The organism is Lysinibacillus sp. fkY74-1 (genome assembly GCF_053165895.1).
On the sequence record NZ_CP170173.1, the window covers coordinates 4,304,402 to 4,330,512 of the forward strand.

The 26,111-nt window shown below is 36.9% G+C and carries 29 protein-coding genes, 1 pseudogene and 1 riboswitch; of the genes and pseudogenes, 14 read left to right on the plus strand and 16 right to left on the minus strand.

Annotated elements, in window-relative coordinates; genetic code table 11:
* The first annotated feature begins 128 nt into the window (after positions 1 to 128).
* Complete coding sequence (locus ACE1MS_RS21300) at positions 129 to 530, plus strand: hypothetical protein (RefSeq protein ID WP_031416640.1); 402 nt, start codon at positions 129 to 131, stop codon at positions 528 to 530.
* Between the two features lie 100 nt (positions 531 to 630).
* A riboswitch (SAM riboswitch) is annotated at positions 631 to 737 on the plus strand.
* Between the two features lie 88 nt (positions 738 to 825).
* Entirely contained in the window at positions 826 to 1,563 is a 738-nt protein-coding gene (locus ACE1MS_RS21305) for a cyclase family protein (RefSeq protein ID WP_031416641.1), read from the plus strand.
* 29 nt (positions 1,564 to 1,592) lie between these two features.
* Here ACE1MS_RS21305 and ACE1MS_RS21310 read toward each other — a convergent pair whose 3' ends face one another.
* Together ACE1MS_RS21310 and ACE1MS_RS21315 are read right to left on the minus strand one after the other, a co-directional pair.
* A complete protein-coding gene (locus ACE1MS_RS21310) occupies positions 1,593 to 2,189 on the minus strand; it encodes a DedA family protein (protein WP_031416642.1) in 597 nt (198 codons plus the stop codon).
* A gap of 91 nt (positions 2,190 to 2,280) precedes the next feature.
* A complete protein-coding gene (locus ACE1MS_RS21315) occupies positions 2,281 to 3,054 on the minus strand; it encodes a Cof-type HAD-IIB family hydrolase (RefSeq protein ID WP_031416644.1) in 774 nt (257 codons plus the stop codon).
* Positions 3,055 to 3,378: 324 nt separating this feature from the next.
* On the opposite strand from ACE1MS_RS21315, the gene ACE1MS_RS21320 reads away from it, so the two are divergent.
* From ACE1MS_RS21320 to ACE1MS_RS21330, 3 genes are all read left to right on the plus strand, one after another.
* Positions 3,379 to 4,062, plus strand: a complete 684-nt coding sequence (locus tag ACE1MS_RS21320; protein WP_012295964.1) for a DUF2225 domain-containing protein — start codon at positions 3,379 to 3,381, stop codon at positions 4,060 to 4,062.
* Positions 4,063 to 4,084: 22 nt separating this feature from the next.
* Complete coding sequence (locus tag ACE1MS_RS21325) at positions 4,085 to 4,438, plus strand: hypothetical protein (protein WP_012295965.1); 354 nt, start codon at positions 4,085 to 4,087, stop codon at positions 4,436 to 4,438.
* A gap of 161 nt (positions 4,439 to 4,599) precedes the next feature.
* The gene (locus ACE1MS_RS21330) at positions 4,600 to 6,009 is read left to right on the plus strand and encodes an erythromycin esterase family protein (protein WP_447402608.1); all 1,410 of its coding nucleotides are present in this window, start codon (positions 4,600 to 4,602) and stop codon (positions 6,007 to 6,009) included.
* A gap of 44 nt (positions 6,010 to 6,053) precedes the next feature.
* Here the strand turns inward: ACE1MS_RS21330 and ACE1MS_RS21335 are convergent, their stop codons facing one another.
* Together ACE1MS_RS21335 and ACE1MS_RS21340 are read right to left on the minus strand one after the other, a co-directional pair.
* Positions 6,054 to 7,229, minus strand: coding sequence for a DUF4272 domain-containing protein (locus ACE1MS_RS21335; protein WP_447402609.1), 1,176 nt, complete (start codon positions 7,227 to 7,229; stop codon positions 6,054 to 6,056).
* A gap of 29 nt (positions 7,230 to 7,258) precedes the next feature.
* The gene (locus tag ACE1MS_RS21340) at positions 7,259 to 8,536 is read right to left on the minus strand and encodes an SMI1/KNR4 family protein (RefSeq protein WP_447402610.1); all 1,278 of its coding nucleotides are present in this window, start codon (positions 8,534 to 8,536) and stop codon (positions 7,259 to 7,261) included.
* Between the two features lie 285 nt (positions 8,537 to 8,821).
* On the opposite strand from ACE1MS_RS21340, the gene ACE1MS_RS21345 reads away from it, so the two are divergent.
* Positions 8,822 to 9,463: a TetR/AcrR family transcriptional regulator gene (locus ACE1MS_RS21345; RefSeq protein WP_447402611.1), complete on the plus strand. Its 642-nt coding sequence runs from the start codon at positions 8,822 to 8,824 to the stop codon at positions 9,461 to 9,463.
* Between the two features lie 117 nt (positions 9,464 to 9,580).
* A complete protein-coding gene (locus ACE1MS_RS21350; protein WP_447402612.1) occupies positions 9,581 to 10,990 on the plus strand; it encodes an alpha/beta hydrolase family protein in 1,410 nt (469 codons plus the stop codon).
* A gap of 33 nt (positions 10,991 to 11,023) precedes the next feature.
* Here the strand turns inward: ACE1MS_RS21350 and ACE1MS_RS21355 are convergent, their stop codons facing one another.
* A complete protein-coding gene (locus tag ACE1MS_RS21355; protein WP_012295972.1) occupies positions 11,024 to 11,854 on the minus strand; it encodes a MerR family transcriptional regulator in 831 nt (276 codons plus the stop codon).
* Positions 11,855 to 11,940: 86 nt separating this feature from the next.
* Here ACE1MS_RS21355 and ACE1MS_RS21360 point away from each other — a divergent pair, with 86 nt between their 5' ends.
* The gene (locus ACE1MS_RS21360) at positions 11,941 to 12,408 is read left to right on the plus strand and encodes a GNAT family N-acetyltransferase (RefSeq protein WP_447402613.1); all 468 of its coding nucleotides are present in this window, start codon (positions 11,941 to 11,943) and stop codon (positions 12,406 to 12,408) included.
* Positions 12,395 to 13,738: an MATE family efflux transporter gene (locus tag ACE1MS_RS21365; protein ID WP_036162418.1), complete on the plus strand. Its 1,344-nt coding sequence runs from the start codon at positions 12,395 to 12,397 to the stop codon at positions 13,736 to 13,738. Before ACE1MS_RS21360 ends, ACE1MS_RS21365 begins: the two co-directional genes overlap by 14 nt.
* A 44-nt stretch (positions 13,739 to 13,782) precedes the next feature.
* On the opposite strand, the gene ACE1MS_RS21370 is transcribed toward ACE1MS_RS21365, so the two are convergent.
* From ACE1MS_RS21370 to ACE1MS_RS21380, 3 genes are all read right to left on the minus strand, one after another.
* On the minus strand, positions 13,783 to 14,238 hold the full coding sequence (locus ACE1MS_RS21370) for a GNAT family N-acetyltransferase (RefSeq protein WP_012295975.1): 456 nt from the start codon (positions 14,236 to 14,238) through the stop codon (positions 13,783 to 13,785).
* 219 nt (positions 14,239 to 14,457) lie between these two features.
* Positions 14,458 to 14,994, minus strand: coding sequence for a GNAT family N-acetyltransferase (locus ACE1MS_RS21375; protein WP_196243928.1), 537 nt, complete (start codon positions 14,992 to 14,994; stop codon positions 14,458 to 14,460).
* A 91-nt stretch (positions 14,995 to 15,085) separates the two neighbouring features.
* The gene (locus ACE1MS_RS21380) at positions 15,086 to 16,138 is read right to left on the minus strand and encodes an AI-2E family transporter (protein ID WP_012295978.1); all 1,053 of its coding nucleotides are present in this window, start codon (positions 16,136 to 16,138) and stop codon (positions 15,086 to 15,088) included.
* A gap of 436 nt (positions 16,139 to 16,574) precedes the next feature.
* Between ACE1MS_RS21380 and ACE1MS_RS21385 the strand changes: the two genes are divergently transcribed.
* Positions 16,575 to 16,964, plus strand: a complete 390-nt coding sequence (locus tag ACE1MS_RS21385; protein ID WP_012295979.1) for a RidA family protein — start codon at positions 16,575 to 16,577, stop codon at positions 16,962 to 16,964.
* Between the two features lie 319 nt (positions 16,965 to 17,283).
* Here the strand turns inward: ACE1MS_RS21385 and ACE1MS_RS21390 are convergent, their stop codons facing one another.
* Positions 17,284 to 17,865, minus strand: coding sequence for a TetR/AcrR family transcriptional regulator (locus tag ACE1MS_RS21390; protein WP_031416655.1), 582 nt, complete (start codon positions 17,863 to 17,865; stop codon positions 17,284 to 17,286).
* 251 nt (positions 17,866 to 18,116) lie between these two features.
* On the opposite strand from ACE1MS_RS21390, the gene ACE1MS_RS21395 reads away from it, so the two are divergent.
* The 3 genes and pseudogenes from ACE1MS_RS21395 to ACE1MS_RS21405 all read left to right on the plus strand — a co-directional run bounded on the left by ACE1MS_RS21395 (position 18,117) and on the right by ACE1MS_RS21405 (position 21,203).
* Entirely contained in the window at positions 18,117 to 19,331 is a 1,215-nt protein-coding gene (locus ACE1MS_RS21395) for an MFS transporter (RefSeq protein WP_198696153.1), read from the plus strand.
* Positions 19,332 to 19,351: 20 nt separating this feature from the next.
* The gene (locus tag ACE1MS_RS21400) at positions 19,352 to 20,425 is read left to right on the plus strand and encodes an LLM class flavin-dependent oxidoreductase (RefSeq protein ID WP_031416658.1); all 1,074 of its coding nucleotides are present in this window, start codon (positions 19,352 to 19,354) and stop codon (positions 20,423 to 20,425) included.
* Between the two features lie 29 nt (positions 20,426 to 20,454).
* A pseudogene (locus ACE1MS_RS21405) lies at positions 20,455 to 21,203 on the plus strand (alpha/beta hydrolase fold domain-containing protein).
* Positions 21,204 to 21,279: 76 nt separating this feature from the next.
* Here ACE1MS_RS21405 and ACE1MS_RS21410 read toward each other — a convergent pair.
* The 5 genes from ACE1MS_RS21410 to ACE1MS_RS21430 all read right to left on the minus strand — a co-directional run bounded on the left by ACE1MS_RS21410 (position 21,280) and on the right by ACE1MS_RS21430 (position 24,341).
* Complete coding sequence (locus ACE1MS_RS21410; protein WP_031416660.1) at positions 21,280 to 22,218, minus strand: ring-cleaving dioxygenase; 939 nt, start codon at positions 22,216 to 22,218, stop codon at positions 21,280 to 21,282.
* 75 nt (positions 22,219 to 22,293) lie between these two features.
* Positions 22,294 to 22,887 (minus strand): NADPH-dependent FMN reductase, encoded by a 594-nt coding sequence (locus ACE1MS_RS21415; RefSeq protein WP_012295980.1) that lies wholly within the window; start codon positions 22,885 to 22,887, stop codon positions 22,294 to 22,296.
* Positions 22,888 to 23,027: 140 nt separating this feature from the next.
* A complete protein-coding gene (locus ACE1MS_RS21420; RefSeq protein WP_012295981.1) occupies positions 23,028 to 23,372 on the minus strand; it encodes a YunG family protein in 345 nt (114 codons plus the stop codon).
* A 10-nt stretch (positions 23,373 to 23,382) separates the two neighbouring features.
* On the minus strand, positions 23,383 to 23,841 hold the full coding sequence (locus ACE1MS_RS21425; RefSeq protein WP_012295982.1) for a GNAT family N-acetyltransferase: 459 nt from the start codon (positions 23,839 to 23,841) through the stop codon (positions 23,383 to 23,385).
* 80 nt (positions 23,842 to 23,921) lie between these two features.
* Positions 23,922 to 24,341: an Lrp/AsnC family transcriptional regulator gene (locus ACE1MS_RS21430; RefSeq protein ID WP_099805390.1), complete on the minus strand. Its 420-nt coding sequence runs from the start codon at positions 24,339 to 24,341 to the stop codon at positions 23,922 to 23,924.
* 107 nt (positions 24,342 to 24,448) lie between these two features.
* Here ACE1MS_RS21430 and ACE1MS_RS21435 point away from each other — a divergent pair, with 107 nt between their 5' ends.
* Entirely contained in the window at positions 24,449 to 24,853 is a 405-nt protein-coding gene (locus ACE1MS_RS21435; protein WP_012295984.1) for an alkylhydroperoxidase, read from the plus strand.
* A 60-nt stretch (positions 24,854 to 24,913) separates the two neighbouring features.
* On the opposite strand, the gene ACE1MS_RS21440 is transcribed toward ACE1MS_RS21435, so the two are convergent.
* Both ACE1MS_RS21440 and ACE1MS_RS21445 read right to left on the minus strand, forming a co-directional pair.
* The gene (locus tag ACE1MS_RS21440; RefSeq protein WP_012295985.1) at positions 24,914 to 25,330 is read right to left on the minus strand and encodes an Rrf2 family transcriptional regulator; all 417 of its coding nucleotides are present in this window, start codon (positions 25,328 to 25,330) and stop codon (positions 24,914 to 24,916) included.
* Positions 25,331 to 25,436: 106 nt separating this feature from the next.
* Positions 25,437 to 25,961, minus strand: coding sequence for a cupin domain-containing protein (locus ACE1MS_RS21445; protein ID WP_031416663.1), 525 nt, complete (start codon positions 25,959 to 25,961; stop codon positions 25,437 to 25,439).
* Between the last annotated feature and the right edge of the window lie 150 nt (positions 25,962 to 26,111).

The following is a 26,111-nucleotide window of genomic DNA, read 5'->3' on the forward strand; positions in this document are numbered from 1 at the left end:
TTAGTTTGTGTGGCATACCATTCAGCATAGTATATTAACACTTCAGTACAGGAATGGCGTTATTCAAACACCTAAAAAGATCATGATACATAAGATAAGATATCAGCTTCTGGCTAGGAGGAATTGATTTGTATTATAATCCTTATCCTTATTTTATTCACCCCTACCATTACCCGATACCATCGACAGACCATCAACTTGCAGCTAGAACCTTTTCACAACATTTAGCAATGCCGACTAGTAATAGTCCCTTTCCCCCTGTTGATACACAAAAATTAATATCTTCAGCTACGCGGATAAAGACGATTATGCAGCAGGCACAATTACTTACAGATAAAATTGATAGTTCTCAACAATTTGCACATGACTTAAAGAATGCTGCACAGCTTTCAAATAAAACAGAGGTCGAAAAATTAATTACATCCACAGGCATTACTACAAAATTTGAAACCAACTATACACCAGATAATTTTAGAATACAGCTTATGGATAGTGCCTGCTGTCGAGTAACGTTAATTTTGAATTGGTAAGTAAATTAATTTTAACCCTGTAATCCTATCAAAGTTGTAAACTATAAAAATATATGTTAAAGTATTTATACTATTATTTCTGAAAATTCTTATATCCTATTTCTTATCTAGAGAGACGGAGGGATCGGCCCGATGAAGTCTCAGCAACCAGCTCAAGCAGTATGGTGCTAATTCCTATTGGCAAAATTTAAGCCTGAAAGATGAGAAGACGCACTACCTATGTTTGATTCCGGGAGTCCTCTTCGATTGAGGACTCTTTTTTATTGACTACTACTTTTAGAAAGCAGGGAATTTAATGTCTAACGAACTTTTACAAGCATTGCACTTACTAAAATCAAAACAGTGGGTCGATTTGACACATACCTTCGGCCCAGACTCACCTCATTTTTTCATGTTTGAAGATGCTAAATTTGAAACATTATTCTCGCATGATGATGGATTTTTTGCACAGCAGTTTTCTTTTCCTGGACAATATGGAACACATATTGACCCACCCATTCACTTTGTAAGAGATACTCGATTTCTAGATGAATTAGCACTAAAGGAGCTTGTTCTTCCGCTTATCGTCATTGATAAATCACAGGAGGCTGCTAGTAATCATGACTTTACACTCAGTGTACAAGATATTCTAGAATTCGAGACACACTATGGACAGATTGAAGAAGGTACATTTGTGGCACTGCGAACAGATTGGAGTAAGCGTTGGCCAGATAAAGAGGCATTTAGTAATAAAGATGTCAATGGAGATAATCATCTTCCAGGTTGGGGCTTGGAGGCCTTACAATTTCTATTCAAGGAACGTAAAGTAAGTGCAATAGGTCATGAAACTTTTGATACTGATTCTGCCACTGATTTTCGTCAAAGTGGCCAATTGGTTGGTGAATATTTTGTCCTCAATCAAGACACTTATCAAATTGAGCTCATGACTAATTTAGACAAGCTACCTCCTAAAGGTGCTATTATTTTTAATATAGTACCCAAGCCTGAAAAAGCATCTGGATTCCCTGTACGTTCATTTGCCATATTGCCATAACAAAAAGTCGGTAGGAATCCTACTGACTTTTACTTTTGTACGTTTCTTTTTTTAAATAAATAATAAATAATTAACATGACTAGGACAAACAGCAAGATGACGTACATACTGTAATGAGATAAATAGTAACCGACGAATCGCCATTTCTCTCCTAGCACTTTTCCTAAGGTTATAAATGTAAAAGTCCATATAAATGCCCCTGTATAAGCAAAGAAAGCGAATTTCCTATATGGATAATTATTGATAGCGGCGATATAGGCTGTTAGATGGCGTACACCAGGAATAAAATAGCCAGCAATTAATAAAAAAGGCCCCACTTTCATAAACATTTTTTTAGTAAATTCAATTTTTTGCTCAGTTATATGAATCTTTGGCCCATATTTCTGCAAGAGCGGTAAGCCAAATCGACGGCCGATATAGTAGCTTAAAGTAATCCCCCCCATTGCGCCAATCAGAGCACTTACTAAAGCTGGGATATGTCCAAGGCTTTCTCGATAAACACTATAGCCTACATAAGTTAAAAATACTTCATCGGGAAGTGGCAACCCAACAATGCCTCCAATTAGGATCACGATGATGCCAAAATACCCGTAATGTTCAATTAGAGATTGCACATGCTGCGCCATTTTTCATCCCACCTAATACATTGTTCTATATACTCATAACTGTATACCAAAAGAGTCTCTCAAGCCTCCACTTTACTTCCTTTCCATATCGTTAAATAATGTGCAGCTTTCGTAAAGCAAAATCTATGCCGCCTTCAATGGATTTCTTTGTAACAAAATCTGCAACATTTTTTAGAGCTTGGCTCCCATTCCCCATAGCTACCCCAAGGCCAACCAGCTCTAGCATATCTATATCATTCTCTCCATCTCCAAAAGCTATGGCATCCTTAGCATTAATCTCAAAATAATCCAGTACAGCCTTTACGGCTATCGACTTGGACACATCTTGCTGTAAAACATTCACAATATAAGGATGCCATCGTTGCCGTAATATATTCGAAAATTGACGAGCTAATCTTTTTTCAGCCTGTTCATCAGCATAAAGGCACATAAGAAAAACCTCTTCATCCATAATGCTTTCTTTTCTAACTGGAAAATCACATAAAGACAATGTCTCTTGCATCGCGCTTAAGGCTAATGGATTTTGTATATCATTCATCGTAAGTTGTTCTGTAAAAAATGTTAAGGAATGCTGATGTTGCTGTGCAAAAGCTTGAACATTTTGAACAATGCCCTTCTCAATCGGAATTTTATGTATCACAACATCCTTGTGTTTCACATATGCCCCATTCGCCGTAATAAAGGTTTCAATCCCTAAATTTTTCAGCTCTTCACACATGGACAACGGTCTTCCTGTCGCAGCCACAAGATAGATTCCCTTTTCCTGTAATAGTCGAATAGCCTGCCTCGTACTTTCCTCCACAGCACCATTCTCATAATTGATTAGTGTACCATCCACATCAAAAAATACTATTTTATACGTCATCTGCTCCACCCTCTCATAGTAAACTTTTGAACTATACAATTCGAACCGTCCATTAAATAAATTGTACATAATTCGACAAACTTTTCGGTAACTATATAACTTACTTTAACTACACCGATAAATACTATTACAAGCACATTTCTAATGATATTTAACTAAAAAAACGAGTATTATTTTTAATTTTATAATTCCAAAGGAGTATACCAAAGAACACAGAATTGTTAAAATGGAAGATAATGAATTAAATACATTGAACGATTATTGATTATGTATAAATAGAACAAAAGAAATAATATTATTGAGCATGCAAAGGAGTTGATTCTTATGGCATTTAACATCTACTACTATGAAAGTAGCGTAGATTGTAAATTTTGCAAAAAGCATTTTACAACGTATAAAGTACGCCCAAATCGATATAAAATTATCGAGGAACAAACAGATTTCATGCCCGTCTATGATGGTCTTAACCCTTTGCTGTATGAAGTTGCCGTGTGCCCACATTGTGGCTTTGCCTTCCATAAATCCATGACACGTACATACGGACCTTTCATGCAGCTTATAGATGAACTATACATTAAAGAGCTACAGAAACCTATGAGTATCTGTCAAGAGCGTACAATCGATGATGCCATTATAAGCTTTAAGCTTGCTTACTTAGTATCTCGCGCATCAATGGAAGAATCGCTTTTGATGGCTAATTTCGCCTTAAAAATTGCCTGGTTATATCGTATAAAAAACGATGAAGAATCAGAAAAACGCTACCTTTTTGCCGCTAGAGATTTTTACAGTAAATCATTTGCTTCTAATCAGGAAGGTGGAGAGCGAATTCAATTTTTACATGCCGAGCTAAGCCTCCGACTTGGTGATATGACAGAAGCTAAAAAAGGATTTTCAAGGTTAATTGCTGATAGGAACGTCTCGCCAAAATATCGAAAGCTAGCACGTAATCGTTGGGAAAATTATAAATATGATGAACAACCTATAACAGTTAATGAAAGCATTCATTGATGTATCGAGGAGATGACTAGTTATGTTGCTATTTCAAAAAAAGATAGATGTGAGAGAAGAGGATATCTTTTCAGAGCTACATCACTTTTTATTAAGAAAAAATAATCGTTATTTAACAAACGAAGAGGTCGTGACTTTGACAGGTGTATCATCTGAGCTACTGTACAAATGGGTCAAAGCCGGAAAATTAAAAAATTCCATTTTCCCAAATTTAGGAGCACCTTGTGAAAGATGTGGACAAATTACTCAAGCGAAAATTTGCGTGAGCTGCTCCTCCTCTATTATTGGCACCCTAAATCAAGAGGAAAAGGATCGGGCATGGTTTAACCAAATTCAACGTAACCATGTTAGAGCTAGTACGTATCATTATAAATAGCTATTGAGCATCCCCATTTGTATTTCTTGCCTTACAAATGGAGATGCTTTCTTTTTTATAATCAGTCCAAATTTAAACAAAATTTAAACAAACTTCTCCTATGCTTTAAACTTAGCCCCTTATACTTAGGAGATTAACATAAAGAAAAGGGCTGATTCTTAATGAAAAGTTATAGAAAATGGAAAGCTTTATTAAACACAGCACTGACAGGCTTAATCGTATTTAGTGGTATAGCAAGTGCTTCAGCGGCTACCCCTGCGTTAAAGGAGCAGGAAAAATACGGAGTGGTTCAACAGGCTAGAACTACTACTGAAACATTAGAGGATTGGAAAAAATGGATGAATGATCATGCTTACAGCTTGACTTCCATTGAGCCAGAGCCAGCTAGTTCGCAAAAAATCCCTTCTAATAAATTCGAGGATTTAGAGATGCTCAAGCCGATATTACACGATAAACGCATTGTTTTTTTAGGAGAAAGCTCTCATGGAGTGGCACAGTTTAATCTCGTTAAAACACGTTTAATACAATTTTTACATCAAGAAATGGGTTACAATGTTTTAGCCTTTGAAAGTGGTCTTGGCGATGTCATGAATGCCCAAGGAAAAATTGACAAACAAGCTGCTCAACAAACAATGAAGGATGCTATTTTTGGAGTATGGTGGACAAAAGAAACTTTACCTCTTTTTGAATATGCAAAAACAACTCAAGCTACAGAGAAGCCTCTTGTTCTAGCAGGCTTTGATATTCAACAGCAAGGGGCATTTACAAATGGGGATTGGTTGCAAACCCCACAATTGGCTAAGCAGTTTAGGGATGCGGAGAAGCAACTCGCGGAGTGGAGCTCTAGCAAAGATCTAAAAGGCTACCAGAAAGAAAAAACAGCTATTATCAACGTATATAAACAAGTAAAATCTCAAGTTCAACAGAAAGAAAAAGAGCTTCAAAAGGTTTATCCGAATGAACTTCAAATAGTAAAATTGATGGAGCGCACTTTAGCAGACCGTATCCGTTTGGCAGACGAATATGTAGAGCTAACAATTCAGTCCAACATCGAGATGGAGCAAAATAAATATGATTCATTTTTAAAAACAATGGAGTGGCGTGATCAGGCAATGATGGAGAACTTACTTTGGCTAGCTGAGGAAGTTTGTCCAACCGAAAAGTTTATCGTTTGGGCGCATAATGACCATATTCGCAAGGCACAATCAGACGTAATGGGCTCCCCATATCCAGTTAAATTAATGGGTGAACGTTTACCGGATATCTACAAAAAATACAGCTATGTAATAGGTCTATATATGACAAGCGGAGAGACTGCCAATAATATGGGCGAGACGATGGCCGTTTTACCACCTATAAAAGGATCCATAGAAGATATTGTATCGTCAGTCAACGAACCTTACACATTCATTGATTTACGTAATCGTCAAAATGAACGTGGTAACTCATGGATGTTTGAACCTCGCTTATCCTATAGCTGGGGAGTTATCCAAGAAAGTCTTGTTCCACGAGATCAATACGATGGTATTCTTTTAATTGATAAGGTGAATAAACCCACATATGTAAAATAACCTTTATAATATAGCAAACTAGTATCCTAGTTTGCTATTACTTTCTAAGTATCCATTGATATCGTTTCCCACTCTTCATTTTGATGACCGATCAACCAGAATAAGGCTCTACGTCTTTCCATAACAATACTTTCATTCATTCCAACAGGAGCCGGTCGTTCTTGTATACGACTATTTACGCACGCCCAGTGTAATCTGAATATCTTGTCGGCTTCATCCATTATTTCTTTCTGACTACGCATCATAATTTGAAGATAAAATTGCTCAAACGTTTCGCAGTTAGAAATAACTTGAATAGCGTACTCACAATCACATACTTCATCAGGGAAATCAAGCTCTTTAACAAATCCCAGTACCCAAATCAGTATCCAATAAGCTTCATATTGCCATGAAATATTAATGGCGTCTTGTGCATTTGGTTGTTGATCATATAAAAAGGCCCTTTCATTGTCCGTTAGATTTGCCTCCACTTCATATTTATGCAACATATTGATGAAGAAATCTCTTGATTCTTCAACATTTTCTCCTTGTGCCACATCACAAGCAAATTGAATAACAATTAGTAAAGCTACAGCTCTTCTAGCAATATCCTCTTTGGCTTTAAGCTGACAAGCTCCAATTGGCGGAAGTTGCGGGAGTGAATCTGTGTATGGAATACCGTTTTCTTTTAAATACGCTATCGTTTTATTCTTTCTTTGATGACCTTCTTCCGATGTCACCTCTTGTCCCCTCACCTTCAGTGTACAAGCATAAGGCCTAAAGTTAGATGGCCCTGATTGCCCATCAGGATAAACAATGACTGCACCTTCTTTGTCTAACAAGGTACCATTTGGTAAAAATCCAATTCCTCCAATGGTTAATAGCAGGCTCAAACATAACTGCATTTGTTCATCCTTTATTTCTTTTTCACATTCGATCGCAATTACTGTATTTAACACAGAAATTTGCGTTAAAACTAATTCTTTTAAATGGTTATCTTCAAATGGAATACTGTTGTAATAGCTCATCATTCCAGGGATATTATTGACAAAGTATTCTGAGTTTTTATCTTCAGACATCACCCTAACCATCAATTTATATTTGTTAAAAAATGCTTTGGATTTTATAAGATAGTTATCTTCATTTTTTTCAATAGCAAAACCTTTACTAAAAACATCGAAAATCTTACATTCGATTTCTTTTGTATTATTCATAGAAGCGAATATAGTGAAATTGTTCAATTATTTCTCCCCCTTACAATTATTAGATTTCACCAAAGTTCAATGCCCTCTAGAGCTTGGCTAAAAAATTGTTTATGTTTTCGTAGTACTTCATTGTCCTTCCAAAACATAAGCAATGACAGCCATTTCTCCATATCCACTGGAGTTGTCGGTTTAATTCCCTGCTGCAACATTTGGCATACGGCTCGTATTGCTATTTGACGCTCTACTTCCCTACCATTCAACCACTCAAATAAAGTTTCTGCACTCGGCTGTGATTCTACTAAAAGCGTATCCCACCCCTCTATCGGAAAAGAAACATAACGTTTCATCCATGCTATTGTTCTTGGGTTATGAAAATGACGTAGTCGATGTAAAGCTGTATAAGATTCAATTCTCCTTTTTTCAATATCTTGAAGAACAAGTGATAACCCCACTTCTTCTGGTAGACAGTAGGCGGTTAAATAATCTCTAATACTAGTAGGCAAATCATTTTGGTCTTCCCAAAGTGTCATCACCCATTGACTTGCCTCTGTTGCACAAACCTCTACTAGCACTTTGCACCATACTTCTTTATCTGATAAACGCCGTGATTGTTCAATTTGATTTTGAAGTGCGGCAAACGCTTCCCCAGTATTTAACCGTGTAAATGCTTCACGAACCCTAGTATCCTTCATACCATGCATCGACACATATAGGAGTAAAGTATCCAGTTGATACATAACGTTCTCCCACGTTGAAGTTAAAAATTGTTCAAACCACTTCAGCCAGATTTGAGAAGTGGTCAGACTTAAATCTAGTCCACCTTCACTACAAAACTGTAGATACTGTCCACAATCTGCCCCTATGCATCCTAAAGTTGTAGCTCTCTCTACATAATCTTTAAAATTCAAGGCAAGAAGGTCATACTCACCCCCCTCATGACTCCAATACCAAACGGAACCATCCTCAATCTTAATAAGAAGCGCATCACCATTGCCAGCCGTATGAAATTGTAGGTATAGTTGTTCTTTTGCATTATCACTGTCTCCACCAAAATCAGGGAATTCGAGTTCTTCCAAGCTCCAGCCAAAATCACCTAAAGGTGTGTCTTCCAGCTCAATAGGAAGTAGTGCCTCGTCAGGTAAAGACCAATACACCCCCACTTGTCGAGAACAATGAAGTAATACATCACGGAACTCAGAAGGAATCGGGACGCCGAGCCGCATCTCTACCATTGATAGTTCATGCACAGTAGCCATAGGCTTTATCTCCAGTGGATGAATCCAAGCACCCTGCTGTTCAAGCTGTTTTAATAATTGCGTCCATCGATCAACCCATATTTGCATATCTATTCCTCCATGCTTAGAAAAATATTTCGGATAATGCTCTACTTTTTTCTCTACTAATGTATCGTCAGAAAGTCATTTATGTATTAGAGTTTGGTTTTACTTTGCCTAAAAACACTCGGATTTTACTTCTATTTAAATTCAAAATATATGCTAAATTACTTACCTTTACTAGTTCTTTCTAGTTTTCTTCAGCAATTCTCATAAATCGTATCATGTTGACAATTTGGAAGGATGCGCCTATTATTATAAATACATTCGAATGTATCTATAAGGAGATATTTTATGGCCAGAAATAAATATCCAGAAGTTACGAGAAAAAGAATCATTGAATCAGCTGTTAAATTATTTACTTTAAACGGTTGGGATAATGTAACGATTCAAGAAATTGTCGATGATGTAGGGGATATTACTAGAGGAGCATTTTATCATCATTTTAAAACGCGTGCTGATGTTATTGATGCCATCACAAAGGAAATTCTAACAGCAAATAATTATTTTAATGACATCTCAGATTTGGAAAACTTAAATGCTTTAGAGCGTTTAAGACAAGGCATTTCTTTCTCAATTTCTCAAAGCGGAAAGGAAGAAAACTTATCCTCGATTCATTTGAAAATGAATTCTGCCGAGTTTGTTTATAGCCGCATCACAGAAGGAATTCAGGTTGTTGCACCAGGAATTCAAAAAATTATTGATGAGGGCAATCAAGACGGCTCACTGCAAGTTGCTTTCCCGAAGCAAGCAGCTGAAACTTTTACAATGCTTTTCGACATTTGGATGAATCCTGAAATATTTCGTGTAAGCCGAGCTGAATTTATTCATAAAATTGAACATATAAGTTTGATGTTCAAAGGAATTGGCATACCACTTATGAATGATGAATTGAAAGATGTTTTTTTAGCATTATTTGATAAAGTGCAGGAATAATAAACTACTATATGTAGTTTATTATTTTAATCTTATACATACATTCGTATGTATATATACTTAAAAATATTTTTAATTAATTTCATACATTTGTATGTATGAAAAAGGAGATAAATGATGAAAACCTTAGAAGTACTATTTACACTTATTTTAATACTATCGAGTATCTCACTAACTTTTAGACAACGTGGAGTAACTACAATAAATCTTATTATGATAGCTACCAATTATGTTTTGTTAATTGGAACAATTATGACAATTGGTGCTAACTGGCGCATGATCCCTGCTTATTTTGTTTTGATGTTATTAACATTACAAGTTTTTGTGAAGCCAAAAAGTACAATTGTTTCAAAAAAATTAAGGATGAAAATAATTAAAACTTCAGGTATTGTTGTGGCCACTATTACAATGTTCACATTACCAACGTTATTTCCAATCATTTCTTTTCCTGAGCCAACAGGAAAATACACAGTAGGAACACAGACATTTCACCTGACCGATAAGAATCGCAAAGAATTTGTCGTACCTAATCATCAGGTAAATCGCGAACTGATGATTCAAGTTTATTATCCTGCTGAAAAAGAGACAGGACAACCGTCACCCTACTTTAAAGATATAGATGCGTTAACACAACAGTTAGCAACGACACAGGGTTTTCCCAATATCGCGACAACGCATTTAGGACTGACGAAAACCCATTCTTATCAAGATGCGACAGCTATAAAGTCTAAAGAAAAATTTCCACTTTTATTATTTGCACATGGTATGAGTTTATATAGTCGCCAAAATACCTTCCAACTAGAAGAATTAGTGAGTCATGGCTATATTGTCGTTGCTCTTAACTTTACAGGTGATGCGGCAACAACAATATTCCCCGATGGTGATCGGGTTGATTTTACACCAATTGAAAACACCATTACATTCTTGAATAATCGAATCCATCTTTGGGAGCAGGATGCATCATTTGTTTTAGATGAAGTCATTAAAGGCGATTTTGATAAGAACTTTCGTGCAATAGCCTCACTAATTGACTACGATAGCATTGGTATGCTAGGTCATTCTTTTGGCGGTGCTACTTCAGCTCAAATGCTAGTAAAGGATAATCGTATTAAAGCAGCCATTGATATGGATGGTGGGTTATATGGCGATCCAATGCCAAAAAATGGTCCTAAAAAGCCTTTTATGCTGATGAATGCTGAGGCATCCATTAACTTTATGAAAGATGCGTATAACCAGCAGCCTGGTAATCGTGATGAATTGTTTGCAGAAGCTTATCTACGAAATAAAACAATTGAAAAGCCTGGTGTCTACACAGCTATTATTCCAAAAACAAATCACGGAAGTTTTACAGATTTAGCAGCCGTTTCGCCGATTATTAATGAATCTGGGGCAGACGTAAATGCAATTTATAAATTGATTAATGAATTATCACTTGGCTTTTTCGATAAAAATTTAAAAGGAATCCAAGACAATAAATTAAATAAAATACAAAAGGCACATCCGGAAATAAACTTAACATTGCATTAAGTACATTTGGGGTTGTTGATAGGCAGAGATGCATCAACAGCCTTCTTTTATTTCCACCATAATTTTTGTTACATATTCTTCTTCACGGTTTTTAATAACCGCATCATAAATATATTCCTCATAAACATATTGCCCCAGTTCATACCCCTGTTCTCTCATGACCTGAAATAATCGCTTGTAAGTTTCACCTAGTGTCGTAGATGTTCCAACATGGTATCCAACAATAAACTTTCCTTCAATCGCTTTAAAATAAGGATGACCTTCCTGTGGATGTGGCTGTTCAATATATAAATACCTATAATTATCATAGTTGCCCGCTAATACCTGCTCCCTTTTGGTAATTCCGCCAATGGGATAACCTGTGTCTAAGCGAGAGCGATCCAATTCATCAATAAAATCAGAGACCGCCTTCACAAATTGTTCTTCCGTTGAATCCTCAATATTTTGACTTAAATACAAGGTTGCCTCTGGAAAATGTTCAATTGTAATGCTATCAAAATCAAGTTGTAGGGACTCCTTGGTTAAATCAATTTTGACATCAATAATACCTTCAATCATCTCCAGTTCTTGCCGCTTTTTCGCAACAATTTCCTTTTGTAGATGCATCAATTCTAAAAAATTTTCAGGTGATTTCTCAGCCATATACTGCTGAATATCTTTCAAAGACATGCCAACAGCCTTTAATAACTCAATGACACCAAAAAAATCATACTGAGCGAGTGAATAATATCGATAATCTTTACTATCTTTCATAACAGGAGATAGCAAGCCAATTTGATCGTAATAAATTAAAGTTTGTTTATTAACTTTGCATATTTTAGCAAATTCACCAGTTGTAAAATATTTTACATTTTTATTAAGCATTTTTTGAGTATCCTCTCTTGACTATATAGTAACTATATACTTTAAATTGTACCTATTCACAATAAAAATAGAAAGGTTTTGACATTATGTTCACGGAGATTCGTGACATTACAGCTTTTAACAAACAAGAAATATTAACATTACGCATTGCTGACAATCAGCAAAATTTTATCGAAAGTACAGACCAATGCTTAGCAGAGGCGGAAATGGATCGGCGCTTTACACCTTTAGGCTTGTATAAGGATAGCACCGTGATAGGCTTCGCTATGTATGGCGTATTTCCTCATGAGGATCATAGTCAACGAGTATGGCTTGATCGTTATTTAATTGATGAGCGCTATCAGCGACAAGGTTTAGGTAAACATTTTTTACAGCAGCTTATACATTACTTAACAGAAAAATTCAACTGTCACAAAATATATTTAAGTGTTTATGACAATAATGTAGTAGCTATTCAGCTATATAAACAGTTTGGCTTTATATTTAATGGTGAACTAGATGATAAAGGGGAAAAAGTAATGGTCTTAGAGGTGCATGGACATGACAACCATTAATCCAATAGAAACAAGGCCGCTCAAACCACTGTTTTTATCCTATTTATTTCCAGCAATGATTGGCATGCTCCTAATGTCCGTGAATATTTTAGTGGATGGCATTTTCGTCAGTCACGGCGTGGGTCCTACAGCGTTAGCAGGCGTTAATATTGCTGTTCCGATTTTCTCTATTCTGCTGTCTATTTCTCTTTGGATTGGGATGGGTGGAGCTACACTCTATTCCATTTCTCTTGGGGAGGGCAATAAGCAACGAGCCCATCAGCTCTTTACGTTGGCGTTTACTACAATGCTTGTGGTCGTGTTAACAATTATCGGGTTCCTTGCGTTTAATTTAAAAGATATTTCTTATATATTCGGTGCGAGTGATGATACGTATCCATATGTGCAAGAGTATTTACACGTTATTTTGTTATTTGGGGTGTTTTATACAATTGAAAATCTTTTAAGTATTTTTATTCGCAATGATGGTAATCCAAAGCTAGCTATGCTAGGTTTAATTACAACATCCGTATTGAATATTATCTTAAATTATATTTTTATCTTCGTTCTAGATTATGGTGTAACAGGCTGTGCATTAGCAACAGCAATAGCTACTATCATAGGTACAGCTGTACTATGTCTTCATTTTTTCCGTCCACAATCTGAATTAAAGTTTGTCTCTTCATTCTTCAATAAAACAGATTTAAGAAAAATTTTTGCTATAGGCTTACCTAGTTTTATTGTCGAGGCCTCTGTAGCAGTTATTATCATTTTATATAACGTTACCTTTTTACACTATCTAGGGGCAAGTGGGGTGACAGCCTATGCAATGGTCAATTATATTCATACAGTCCTGTTAACAATTTTTCTAGGTATTGGCATGGCCCTACAGCCATTAGTTAGCTATCATCATGGGGCAAGATTATTGGAGAGGTTAACAGCATTACTAAAAATCGGATTAGCTACGGCTTTTATTTTAGGATTAACAACAGCACTTATAGCCATGCTTTTTCCTTCACAGCTCATGGCGTTATTCGGAGATAGTTCATTCGAAATTCGTCATATGGCAACTCAAGGCTTTGTTCATTTTGCTATAGGCTATGTATTTTTAGGTATCAATATGGTGCTCGCCGAATTCTTTCAATCTATCGAAAAAATTCGTATTGCCACGACTATTATGTTACTTCGGAGTATTATTTTATTTATTCCAACGCTTATTCTTCTACCTAAAGTGTTTGGCTCTCAAGCTATTTGGTGGACTTTCCCAGTGGCAGAAGGGATTACAGCCTTGCTTATTTACGGGTATATCAAAAAAAATCCACGAATAATTGCCTCTCCTGGCGATGCTTAAATGAAAAGGGACCTTGTCATTAAACAGGTCCCTTTCCCTACTATTTACTCAGTTAAATATTGAATAACAGCCATTTCTTTACCGAAACGATCACCGTTATCGACAAACCCTAAACTTGCATACAGATGATGCGCGGCTTTATTTTCTGGATGATAGCCTACTATAACCTTTGTAGCATCAGGTAACTTAGCTATTTCATTTATTATTTGCTTTGTGGCTTCTTTGCCAATACCTTTGCCTTGAAAGTGCCGATCAATCATTATGCGATAGATCCAGTACCCGCCAAGCTCTTCCTTTACAGCATTGAACATTAAAAACCCAACAATTTGGTCTTTATAGTAAATGGCGTACGGCTTTAAAGTCGGTTCGAACTTTGATTGCGCAATAGAAATAGCATTGGATTCAACATAATCCCTTTGCTCTTCTGATATTTCTAATAGGCAGCAATCATACCAATTATTATTATTTACTTCTTCGATTCTTACAGTATTGCTAGACATATATGGTCCCCTTCCGAATTTAGGGAAACACTAAACACTCTGTTAATAAGGCGTTGTCCCCCAGTATTGAACGATAAAAATAAATGTATTTGTCATAATGACCGCCCCCTTCAACAAAGATTCACACCTATAATAACATACTTTTTTATACACGATTAACATTTTTTTCTTTTAGCAAAATTAAAACCAGCACAAAGAATTTTTATGCTGGCTCCATGTCTATTTTGATATGTTCATATACTCTTCCAGAAGAATACTCATAATGATTTCGTCTGAATAGGTATTGTTCATCAATAATGCCTGCCTCAACACTCCTTCTTTTTTGAAGCCGACCTTTTCATAGGATTTAATCCCTCTTATATTATGAGAGTACACTTGTAATTCCAAACGATTCAGACATAGCTCCTCAAATGTGAATTTTTGAGCAAGTTGAACTGCTTCTGATCCAAATCCTCTGCCACAATCCTCTAACTCATGCAGGGCTATACGAAACATTGCCTTTTTATTATCTCGATCAACTTCCATAATAGCTAAATCACCAATTACTTGATCATTATCTACTAAACAAATAGCAAAATCATAGCGTGTAGAATCTTCTTTAAAGCGGTAGATAGCCTCTTTAATCTGTTCTTTTGTTAGCAAGTTACGAGTCCCTGTCATATACATGATTTCCTCATTTTGAAAGCATCTTTCAATGCTTTCACTATCATTAACAGAGATTTCCCTTAAATATACCTTCTGTCCCTTTACCATCATTGTAAAAAACACCCCCTACTTATTTTAAATGAGCTAAGCCAGAAAGTAAAAAAGGATCATCTCTACGTACGAGATGAATCCTTTTGTAAAGCTATTCCATCAATTTTTTGTTCTCTACGGCGTCCATTTTCTGTTTAGTTTCTTCCGAGGAAGTAACACCTAGAATATCAAGCAAGAACATGAACAGTGGGATACCAATGATTAATCCCCAAACACCAAGGAAATGCTCTGAGAAAAGAATGACCATGAATGTGTAGAAAATCGGTAAATCTGTTTTAGCTGACATAAGCTTTGGATTTAAGAAATAAGCTTCAATTGCATGTAAGACCATAACAATTACTAAAATGTAGACAATGTACATTAAGCCACCAATACTATAGGCGATAATACTGAGTGGGATTAATGAAATAATAACACCTGCAACTGGCACTAAGCCAAGGATAAAGAGCATAATCCCAAGAGCAATTAGATGTGGGAAGCCCATAATCGAAAGGGCAATCACTGATAATACACAGTTAACAGCAGCAATAATAAACTGTGCCTCAATCACTTTACCGAATGAACGGATGAATATTCTTGAAAAATAATTCAGTTCATCGTAAAGAGGTCCAATTTTGCTATCCTTAAACTTTGCCGTAAATTCAATGATTCGCTTCTTTTCCAACAATATGAACAAACTCAATATTAGGGAAATCAAAATTTGCATAATGATTTTACCAATATTCGTAATATTTTTGAGAGTTATATCCACACCCTGTTCTAAATACTTGCCAAGCTCAATCTTCTCAAAAGTTGGAGCTAAATATCTCGCAATCTCATTGTCATCTGGATCAAGGTTAAAACTGGCAATAAGATCAAAAAGCTGTGTAACTTGCTGTGTGACAATTGGCAAGTATTTATAGATCACAGCGACAATACCAGCGACCAGTAACAAATATAATGTTACAGTAACAGCTTTTTCATTCATAGGTGTGTATTTTCTTATGCTTTTTGTTGTCTTCGTAGTAAGCTGATTCATCAAATAGGTAATAATAAACGTAAGCAAAATTAAGTTGATCATACTTCGCATTAAATATAATGCAATAGCAATTCCAACTAGAATAATAAAACGTTTAAATCCATTACTCTGAAAGAATTTACTCATTTATTCACTCCTTCTACAAAACGGCCTCGCTGCCTCTGCTACCTAAGGTTGCACTAGTAACTAAACATCAGTAGTAAACATTAATTTACATCAATACGCATCATTCTTATGTAAAAATTTCCCTCTCATTTAATGAGTATAACCATCCACCTTCAAAATAAGACGAAATTCATGTTTCTTTAGAAGTATCTGTATCAAACCTAAGGGCGTGAAGTGAATTGTATGTCTAGTCAAATTAAAAAGTTAATACTTTTATCTATTTTGAATGCTTTATCAGCGTATAAGCCTTTATTTTATGAATCTATTATAACCCTTTGAAACCACATATCCAATTTGAAAGTTCATTTATAATGGTATTTGTATAACTTTTACCCATGAATACTTTATGCTATTTTTATGGAGAGATAATAATGAATAATAGCAAAGGACTGATTCCATGAAAATTAGTAGAAATCCTGAAAACATTCATCCACCTGTAGCCCCTTATGTACATCAAATTGAAATAACAGAACCAAGCAGATGGTTAACATTATCTGGACAAATTGGCATGAATATTGATGGGTCTATACCTGAAGATCCTGTCGCCCAATTGAAGATAGCGCTAGAGAATATTCGGAAAAATCTGGATCATGCTAATATGGGGATTCAAGACATTACAAAGCTCGTGTTTTATTTGGTAGGCGATATGGAGGCTCATCAACGAAAAGAAATAATTAATGATTTTTTGCAAGAGCATCTTCCATGTACAACCTTGCTGTATGTAGTGGCACTGGCTGCTCCGGCCATAAAAGTTGAAATCGATGCTTGGGCTTGTAAAGAATTATAGATTCATTTTATGTTGAGCTTTATAAATATGTGATTTGTCTTTAATCATAGAAGATCCCCCCTTTAGAGCTCTAAAGGGGGAAGTAATCATTCATTATTATTTTTCATAGGTAGGGGCAATTTTTTAATTTTTTACATTTTTAAAAAAAGATTAGTACATTTCTAAACTTATAGTAATCTATAACTTTTTATCTAATTCATTTTCCCCAAAATAATTTGTTCTTCTATAAAAAAGTTAATCAATTCTTATTCACTTCACCCCACAAATTATTAAAGAGTTACATGGACGTTTACTTTTTATTCTTTTACTAGTTTAAATTTCATTTAAGTAATGTCAGAGTCGTTGCTATTGCATTGTCTATAAATGAACGCTGTGGCTGTGATTTCATCATAACGGTTAATCCAATTAACGATAAAATTAATGCCTGCGCTAGTGATTTTGAATCCGTGTCAGCTTCAAGTTCACCTGCTTGGATACCCCGTTCAATGGTCTCCTGAAAAATAACTGCTAAATAAAGTTGGTGCTCCCTCGTTAAAATCTCAAATCTCTCGTCATGAGGAGCGAGTTCAACCATTGTATTAATACAAAAACAGCCGTTACTAAGATCTTTCGTATACTCAGCCTGAATCACTTCTTCAAAAAAAGAAGTAAATGCCTGCTTTACAGAAACATGACTTTGAAGTCTAGCTCGTATATCAGCTGCTCTGGATGTCGTATATCTACGCAGAGCGGCTTCGAATAATTCCTTTTTGTCACCAAAGGTTGAATAAATACTTGGTCGTTGTATACCCATTCTCGCAGTAAGATCACTTAGAGAAGTAGCTTCATATCCCTTCTCCCAAAATAACTGCATCGCAGCCTCTAAAACTTTTTCCTCATCAAACTCTCTAGTTCTTGCCATAAAAATCCACCTCCATTGAATAAGAGTTCGCCATTTGAAATTATTATCCCAAAAATTAAAATACCAAATAGTATGTAATCATTGTATAACCAGCTGTCTCCACTGTCAATTTCACACTAAATATAGTAAGCACATAAAAAAACCAAATGAATACTTGACACATTCGATACCTTTAAGATATATTTACCAATAATTATATTGTACCGAACGGTATGTTATAATGTAATTCTAAAAGAAATGGAGGATATATGATGGACGAAGGTCTTAAGCAGGAACATACACCTGCGATGAATCTACAGCCTTCCATGCCTCGTGCTGTCACACTTTTATTCGCAATAGCCTGTGGAATGTCAGTCGCCAATATTTATTTCGCACAGCCGTTGCTTGATCAACTGTCTATTACGTTTAATATTAATCACTCGATTATTGGTGTTGTCATTACAATCACGCAAATCTTTTACGGGTTAGGCCTATTACTTCTGGTGCCACTTGGGGACTTACTTAACCAGCGACGTTTGATTATCGGACAGATGCTATTATCCACAATGGCTCTAGTTATAGTCGGTACCGCTTCTTATAGCATAGTTCTTTTCACAGGCATGGCTTTAGTAGGTTTACTTGCCGTTGTGACACAAACGCTTGTAGCATTTGCAGCAACCATCGCTTCCCCAACAGAGCGTGGTCGCGTCGTTGGGATTGTCACGAGTGGAATCGTCATTGGCATACTGCTCGCTCGTACCTTCGCAGGACTATTAACTGACCTTGCTGGATGGCGTACTGTCTATCTAGTCTCTGCCGCCGTAATGTTCATAATGGTTTGTTTGTTTCTAAAAGTGTTACCTACAGTAGAGCGCGAAGTAAAATCACTGCCCTACCATCAACTCATTAGATCTGTGTTCACTTTATTAAAACAAGAACGAACACTACGTATCCGTGCAGTTCTAGCCATGCTAATTTTTGCTGATTTCAGTATTTTGTGGACATCACTTGTTCTTCCACTTAGTGCACCACCGTTGGCCCTTTCACATAGCGTAATTGGTGCTTTTGGTCTTGTTGGAGTGGCCGGCGCGTTGGCTGCGGCACGGGCAGGGAAATTGGCTGATCGAGGATACGCACAAAGAACAACAGGTATAGCATTAGCGCTATTACTAATTTCTTGGTTGTTTATTAGCTATCTAGAACAATCGTTATTTGCGTTAATTGTAGGGATCGTAATGCTAGATTTAGCTGTACAGGCCGTACATGTTACGAATCAGGCGCTAATTCTTCCATTACGTACAGAGGCACGAAGCCGACTTACTGCTGGATATATGATTTTTTATTCCATAGGCAGTGCAAGTGGCTCCATTGCTTCTACGCAAATATATGCACACTTTGGCTGGGAAGGGGTCTCTTTCCTCGGAGCATCAATTAGTGCTATAGCAATTCTTTTTTGGGCAACGACTTTACGCTTTACAAAACATTAAATTGACAAGGAGAATGACAAATGGAAATAGGAATTACCTCTTTTGTAGAAACAAAACCAGATGTTCATAATGGGGAAGTCATAAGTCATGCCCAACGCTTACGTGAAGTGGTTGAAGAAATCATTCTTGCCGATCAAGTAGGACTGGATGTATTTGGGGTTGGCGAGCATCATCGAGAAGACTATGCTGCATCTTCTCCAGCAATGGTGCTAGCCGCTGCTGCTTCACAAACGAAAAAAATTCGACTTACAAGTGCGGTGACTGTCCTTTCTTCAGCTGACCCGGTACGCGTCTATCAAGATTTTTCTACTTTGGACGGACTTTCAAATGGGCGTGCGGAAATTATGGCAGGCCGTGGGTCATTCATCGAATCTTTCCCTTTATTCGGCTACGATTTAAATGACTATGATGAACTATTTGAAGAGCATTTAGATTTATTACTTAAAATTGGTGAGGAAGAAAAAGTAATATGGGCAGGGAAGCATCGACCAGCGATTAATAATTTAGGTGTGTATCCAAGACCTGTTCAAAAGTCTTTACCCATTTGGGTTGGTAGTGGAGGAAATCAACAATCAGCCATTCGGGCAGGAATTTTAGGATTACCCCTTATGCTAGCAATCATTGGTGGCAGTCCTATGCAGTTTGCTCCAATCGTACAACTTTATAAAAAAGCTGCTGCTCATGCAGGTCATGATTTATCTAAGCTTCGGGTAGGCTCCCATTCGATAGGTTTCGTTGGCCCGAATAACGAGTGGGCAGCAGATACATTTTTCCCATCTACACAGGCGGGCATGAATAAACTGGGCAAAGAACGGGGTTGGTCGTATTATGATCGTTCTAGCTATGATGCTGCACGTAGTTTTGAAGGGGCATTATATGTCGGTGATTCAGAGACAGTTGCTCAGAAAATTATTCATCTTCGTAAACATGTAGGGATCACACGATTTATGTTATACGTACCTTTAAGTACAATGCCACATGATCAAGTCATGCAAGCTATAGAACTTCTAGGAAACGAAGTGGCTCCTCGTGTGCGCGAAGAAGTTGCCAAATGGGAGGCGGAAATGGCAGTAGAAGGACATCCATTTATTTAAAAATTCATTACTTTACAGGGAGAATTTATATGACAATCAATGACCGAACCTTACCCGAATTAAGGCAGGCTTACTCGCAATTTCCAGGCTTTCGCCTAGACGAAGATTTAGAGTGGAGTCGTCGTCTCTTAGCCCAATCACCATTAGAGGAGTCAGAACTTGTATTTACAACTAATCGTACAATTCCTAGAGGTGATGGAGGTGAAATGCTAGTTAAAATATATGAACCCGTTAAACGGAGCAACGATAAACTTCCAGCTATGCTTTGGATTCATGGTGGTGGTTTCGTGATGGGACAAGTGGTGGCGGAGGGCTAACAGCAGCACTAGCATTAATGGCTCGCGATAAGGGAGGGCCCTCAATTATATTCCAAATGCCATTATATCCAATGCTTAATAACCGAAATGAAACACCATCTAGCTATGAGATTACCGGTGCTCATGCAACATGGAGTAGATCAAATAATTTGACCGCTTGGCGTATGTACTTAGGAGAAGAAAAGGACACCAACGAACTTTCTCCGTATGCGGTTCCTTCAAGAGCAGATAACTTAGCAGGACTACCGCCTACCTACACGTGTATAGGTCAACTTGATTTATTCAGAGATGAAACACTCGATTATGTAACACGACTTGCTCAAGCAGGAGTTGATGTTGAGATGAATCTCTATCCTGGTAGCTTTCATTGCTTTGAAGTCTTTGTACCGGATGCTGAAATTAGTCTGCGCGCTAGTCAAAATTATTTATATGCCATGGCCCGTGCGCTCAACGGCAGATGAGGATTTCGCCGGATCAAAAAAATGCGAAAATGTTGAGTTCTCAACATTTCGCATTCATTTAAGTAGATTCTATATCTTAGTCAAGCTCACGTACTTTAATCGGAATTAGTGTTCTTTCTAATTGCTCTCGATGTTGTTCATATTGAGATGGTAACATTAATTGACTTCCCATCGTCTCTATTGTTTCGTCATGAGCAAATCCTGGAGGATCTGTAGCAATTTCGAATAAAATTTCACCGGGTTCTCGGAAATAAATCGCATTAAAATAATTACGATCTTTGACTTCCGTTACATGTTGTCCATGATTCATAACATACTCTTGCCATTCTAAATGATCCGTATTATCTTGTGCTCTCCACGCAATATGGTGAACCGTCCCTACACCCATTTGCCCACGTTGGCCTACAACCATTTTTAAATCAACTGTATTGCCAATCTCTGCATTGGATTTAAAACGAGTATAGTCACCTTCTGTCGCTACTCGTTCAAGACCCATTACCTCTGTTAAAACTTTTGCAGTTTCTTCAGGGTGGCTAGAATATAATGTAGCTCCACCAAATCCTTTAATGGCAACCTCTGGCGTTACTTCTCCAAATGTCCTGTTATTTAATTCACCTGCAGCACGGGCAACGAGTTCAATATGCAGACCATGTGGATCATCGAACTGAATGACTTGCTCACCAAAGCGTTCAGCTTTTTGGAAAGGAATCGAGAATTTTGCTAAGCGATTAATCCAAAATGGTAGTGCCCCTTCTGGTACAACATACGTTGTGACACCAACCTGACCATCACCAATACGCCCTTGATATGCATTGGCCCAAGGGAAGAAGGTAATAATTGTTCCAGGTTTCCCACCTTCATCACCGAAATATAAATGATATGTGCCAGGATCATCGAAGTTTACAGTTTGTTTCACTAAACGCAAGCCTAACACACCTGCATAAAAATCAATATTCTCTTGTGGGTGGCCTACAATAGCTGTGATATGGTGAATACCTGCTGTATGTTTTTTCATGTTAACATGCCCTTTCCTGTCTAATTTTTCTCTCCCACACTTTATCCAATATCGTCCTATTTCAAACAGGCAAGCTTAACGAATTGTGTATAAAGCTTTTGACCATGGGATTACTTGATCTAACATTTGATTGACTGAGTCCGCTTGTACAGCTTTTGGTTTAAAGTCTGAACCATTTTCAAAATCTGTGAATAAGGATAAGGCAGGATGAACACGTACATCTGCAATTAAAAGCTCACCCATAATGCCACGTAAATGCTCTGCCGCACGAGCTCCACCTACAGAACCATAAGAAACGATTCCTGCTGCTTTGTTATTCCACTCAACACGTAAATAATCTAGCGCATTTTTTAGAGCACCTGTAATAGAGTGATTGTATTCTTGTACGATGAACACAAATCCGTCTTGTTTAGCGATAATTTCTGACCAAGCCTGTGCACCTGAAGCATCTTGCCCTGGCTCTCCTAATAATGGCAATTTATAATCCGCAATATCAATTACTGTATAGTTTGCATCGCCTCGCTGATCTGCGATTTCCTTTACCCATTGTGCCACCTGAGGACTTACACGTCCCTCACGTGTTGATCCAATAATAATACCGATATTTAATTCTGCCATTGTTTGTTCCTCCTCTTTTTTTGAAGAAAATAATTTATTCCAAAAACCCATTATTGTACCTCCTTACGAAAGCTAAAGGTTCGAATTCATTTATCTTGAATTTATTTATCTTGAATTCGAGATAATAATAACACGCCTCTTTCCTAAACGTCAACACCTTTGTTTATAAAATTTAGAAAAGGCAGAGGAATCTATCCCTCTGCCCTTTCTAAATGTCTATTAACTTGTGATTTTAAATAGCTATATTGAGCACGATTCGTATCTAGATAAGCCTCCGCTCTATTTGAATCAATATCTTGATAATCAATTTTTGATGAAAACTGCTCCTCCGTAAAATCCATTCTCTCTCCATTGATTACATTATAAAAGTGCCAGCCTTCATCCAAACGTGTTTTCCTAATTTCCCCGCCGAGAATATCTTGTACCACTAGAGAAGTAACACCACATTGTCCTTTTGCAGGGTTCCCAATACGCCATTTAGAACTTGATTGAGCTGACCAAGCTTGCCTTAAAGCATTTAGTACATTTATCTTCATACTAGTCTCCTTAAAATGGAACGTCATCTATGCTTATAGGCGTTAGATTTCCTAAAATCCAATCTTCTTTAATTGCGCCATAGACAATACTATCAGTCACTGTACCATCTTCATTTTCCCAAGCATTTCGTAAATAGCCTTCCTTCACAAAACCGGCTTTGCTAAAACATCTCCGCATCCCTATATTATCAACCCTTGTATAGCCCTCAATACGAATTTTACCCTTTACCTCAAATAGATACTCTTGTAACCATCGAAGTGCCCTTACGCCATATCCTTTTCCCCTACAATTTTCATCTAGACGGATATCAAACAGTGGGATGGTATCACTGATATCATGAATAAAGATAATCCCTATCCTTTTTCCATTTTCCAGTATCCAATGGGTTTCACGATCATTCCCATAATAGCCCTCTACAAATGCTGCCCGAACTGTCTCTTCTTTTATGTGCTGATTTGTGTGGTACATCCAAATATTTTGAGTTAGTAAATGGACTCATGCATCTACTTCACCCGTAAATAATTTGATTTCCATAAAAATCTCCTTTTTTATTTGTCCTCACATATATCAGAAAAAATAAAATTGCTTTTTGTATGTGCATATCGCTGTAAATCATCAATAAACTGCTCTACATCAGGAAAAGATTGAAAATGAGCCTTTAATAAGAAACAAGTCTCTCCCGATATTCGATAGCAAAAATCTACGTTTGTAAATGTCTGGATATGCTCTTTAAAATCTCTATAGCGATTATTTTTAATTGTTGCCTCAATTAAAGCTTCAATAGGAAAGCCTAGCGCCTTTGTATTAATGTCCAACGTATAGTTCCTTATAATTTGCTGCTCCTCTAAATGCCGTACTCTTTCACGAACTGCAGGTGCCGATAAGTGTACTCTTCTGCCTAATTCACTCATAGAAATTCGACTGTCTTTTTTCAATTCTTCTAGTATTCTTTCGTTAATGAAATCCATTATAGAAAATTCCCTTCATTTTAAAAGAGAAAGAAAACATTTCCCTTCTATTTCGCATGTTAACTACGTTATTCATATTTTACACTAATTAAAAGGAGGGAAGACTAATGACACTAATTCATTTATATAACAAGGGATTAACACCATTTCAACAACTATTAGGCTATAACGAGGACATACAGTCGCACTGGTTACAACTTGGGAAAGCAGTCGAAAAGGACGGTCATTTATCTGCACATTTGAAAGAAGAGGTCCGAAAAACATTGGCACAAAAAAATGGTTGTCAGTACTGTCAGGCAAAAGGTCTACCAGACCCTCAGCATTACGATGAGAAAACAACTGTTTGCACAGGTTTTGCTGAAGCATTCTTAGTCACTAAGGGGCATACTGCACCCTATATCACTGCTCTCTTAAAGGACTATTTAACAGAGGCAGAAATCAGTGAACTACTGGCATTTATTTGCTTCACCACCGCACAGCAATACTTCGGGGCCCTTATGCAATTGAAATAATAACAGAACTAGGGTCCCCCTAGTTCCTATCCGCCAGTCTCAACCTTCTATCCGCCTACCTCATTTTTTATCGATTTCATGGGCTATATCAATAATAAATTTCTTACTTAGCTCTTCTTTCATATTATTCTCAGCATCCACCATTACTTGTTCAATGAGACAACCTTCGTTATGAAAGGAATCCTCATGATCAGAGGAACAACTAAATAATGTGGTTTGTCCTTCGATAGCGTAAATCACATCTAAAAAGGAAATTTCTTGAGGTCGCTTAGAAATACGATACCCTCCATTAACACCTGGATTCGATTCAATTAAACCAGCCTTTACAAGCTTTGTTAAAATTTTCGAAAGGTAGGTTGGGGATAGTTTCTGCATGTCTGCTAGCGTCTCGACATTCATTGATTTACCTTTAGGCATATTCGTCAAAAACACCATTGTATGTAACGCATAGTTTGTTGCTTTTGAATATTTCATCATTCATTACCTTCTTTCATTAAATAAGGACCTTTATTATCTGCAATTAAAAAACATTCTACCATATATCGAAAAAAAAGCATGTTTAATAAAACACGCTTTTTATCTTTTAGTTATTTTGACCATAGCCCGCTTCTTTAGCCACTGCATCTGCCTTCGTCACATGAATAGTCCCAAATGGATGGTTGGGTGGCGCATAAATCGTGTAAAGCTTTAATGGTTCATTTCCTATATTTATAATATTATGCCATGTCCCTGCGGGTACCATGATGGCTGTATCTTCAGAAACATTTCTTTGAAAGTTTAAATAATCCTTCGTCGGTCCCATTTGGGCAACTCCTTTACCCTCTTCAATACAAATGAACTGATCAACATGAGGATGCACCTCTAAGCCAATATCATCTCCTACATCGATGCTCATCACAGTTACTTGTAAGTTGGACCCTGTCCACAACGCAGTACGGAAATTTTTATTATGCTTCGCTACCTCCTCAATGTCTACAACGAATGGCTCTGGTCCATAATCTGTCCGCATATTACTTCTGTTCCCTTGTTGCTGTGCTGGATAAGCCCAATAAACAGGGTGATAGCCGTAATTATAAACGGGGTAATTATGATAATAAGGGTAATGCATCCATCTCAATCCTCTCACATATTATTAATGTATAGTATGCAGACGGTTGAAGGAATGTACGAATTCTAGCTACCTCGGCTATACGGACGCTCTTTGGATATCATTATAAAAAAAGGGATGGGGAGCTTCCCATCCTGTGTTATGGCTTAT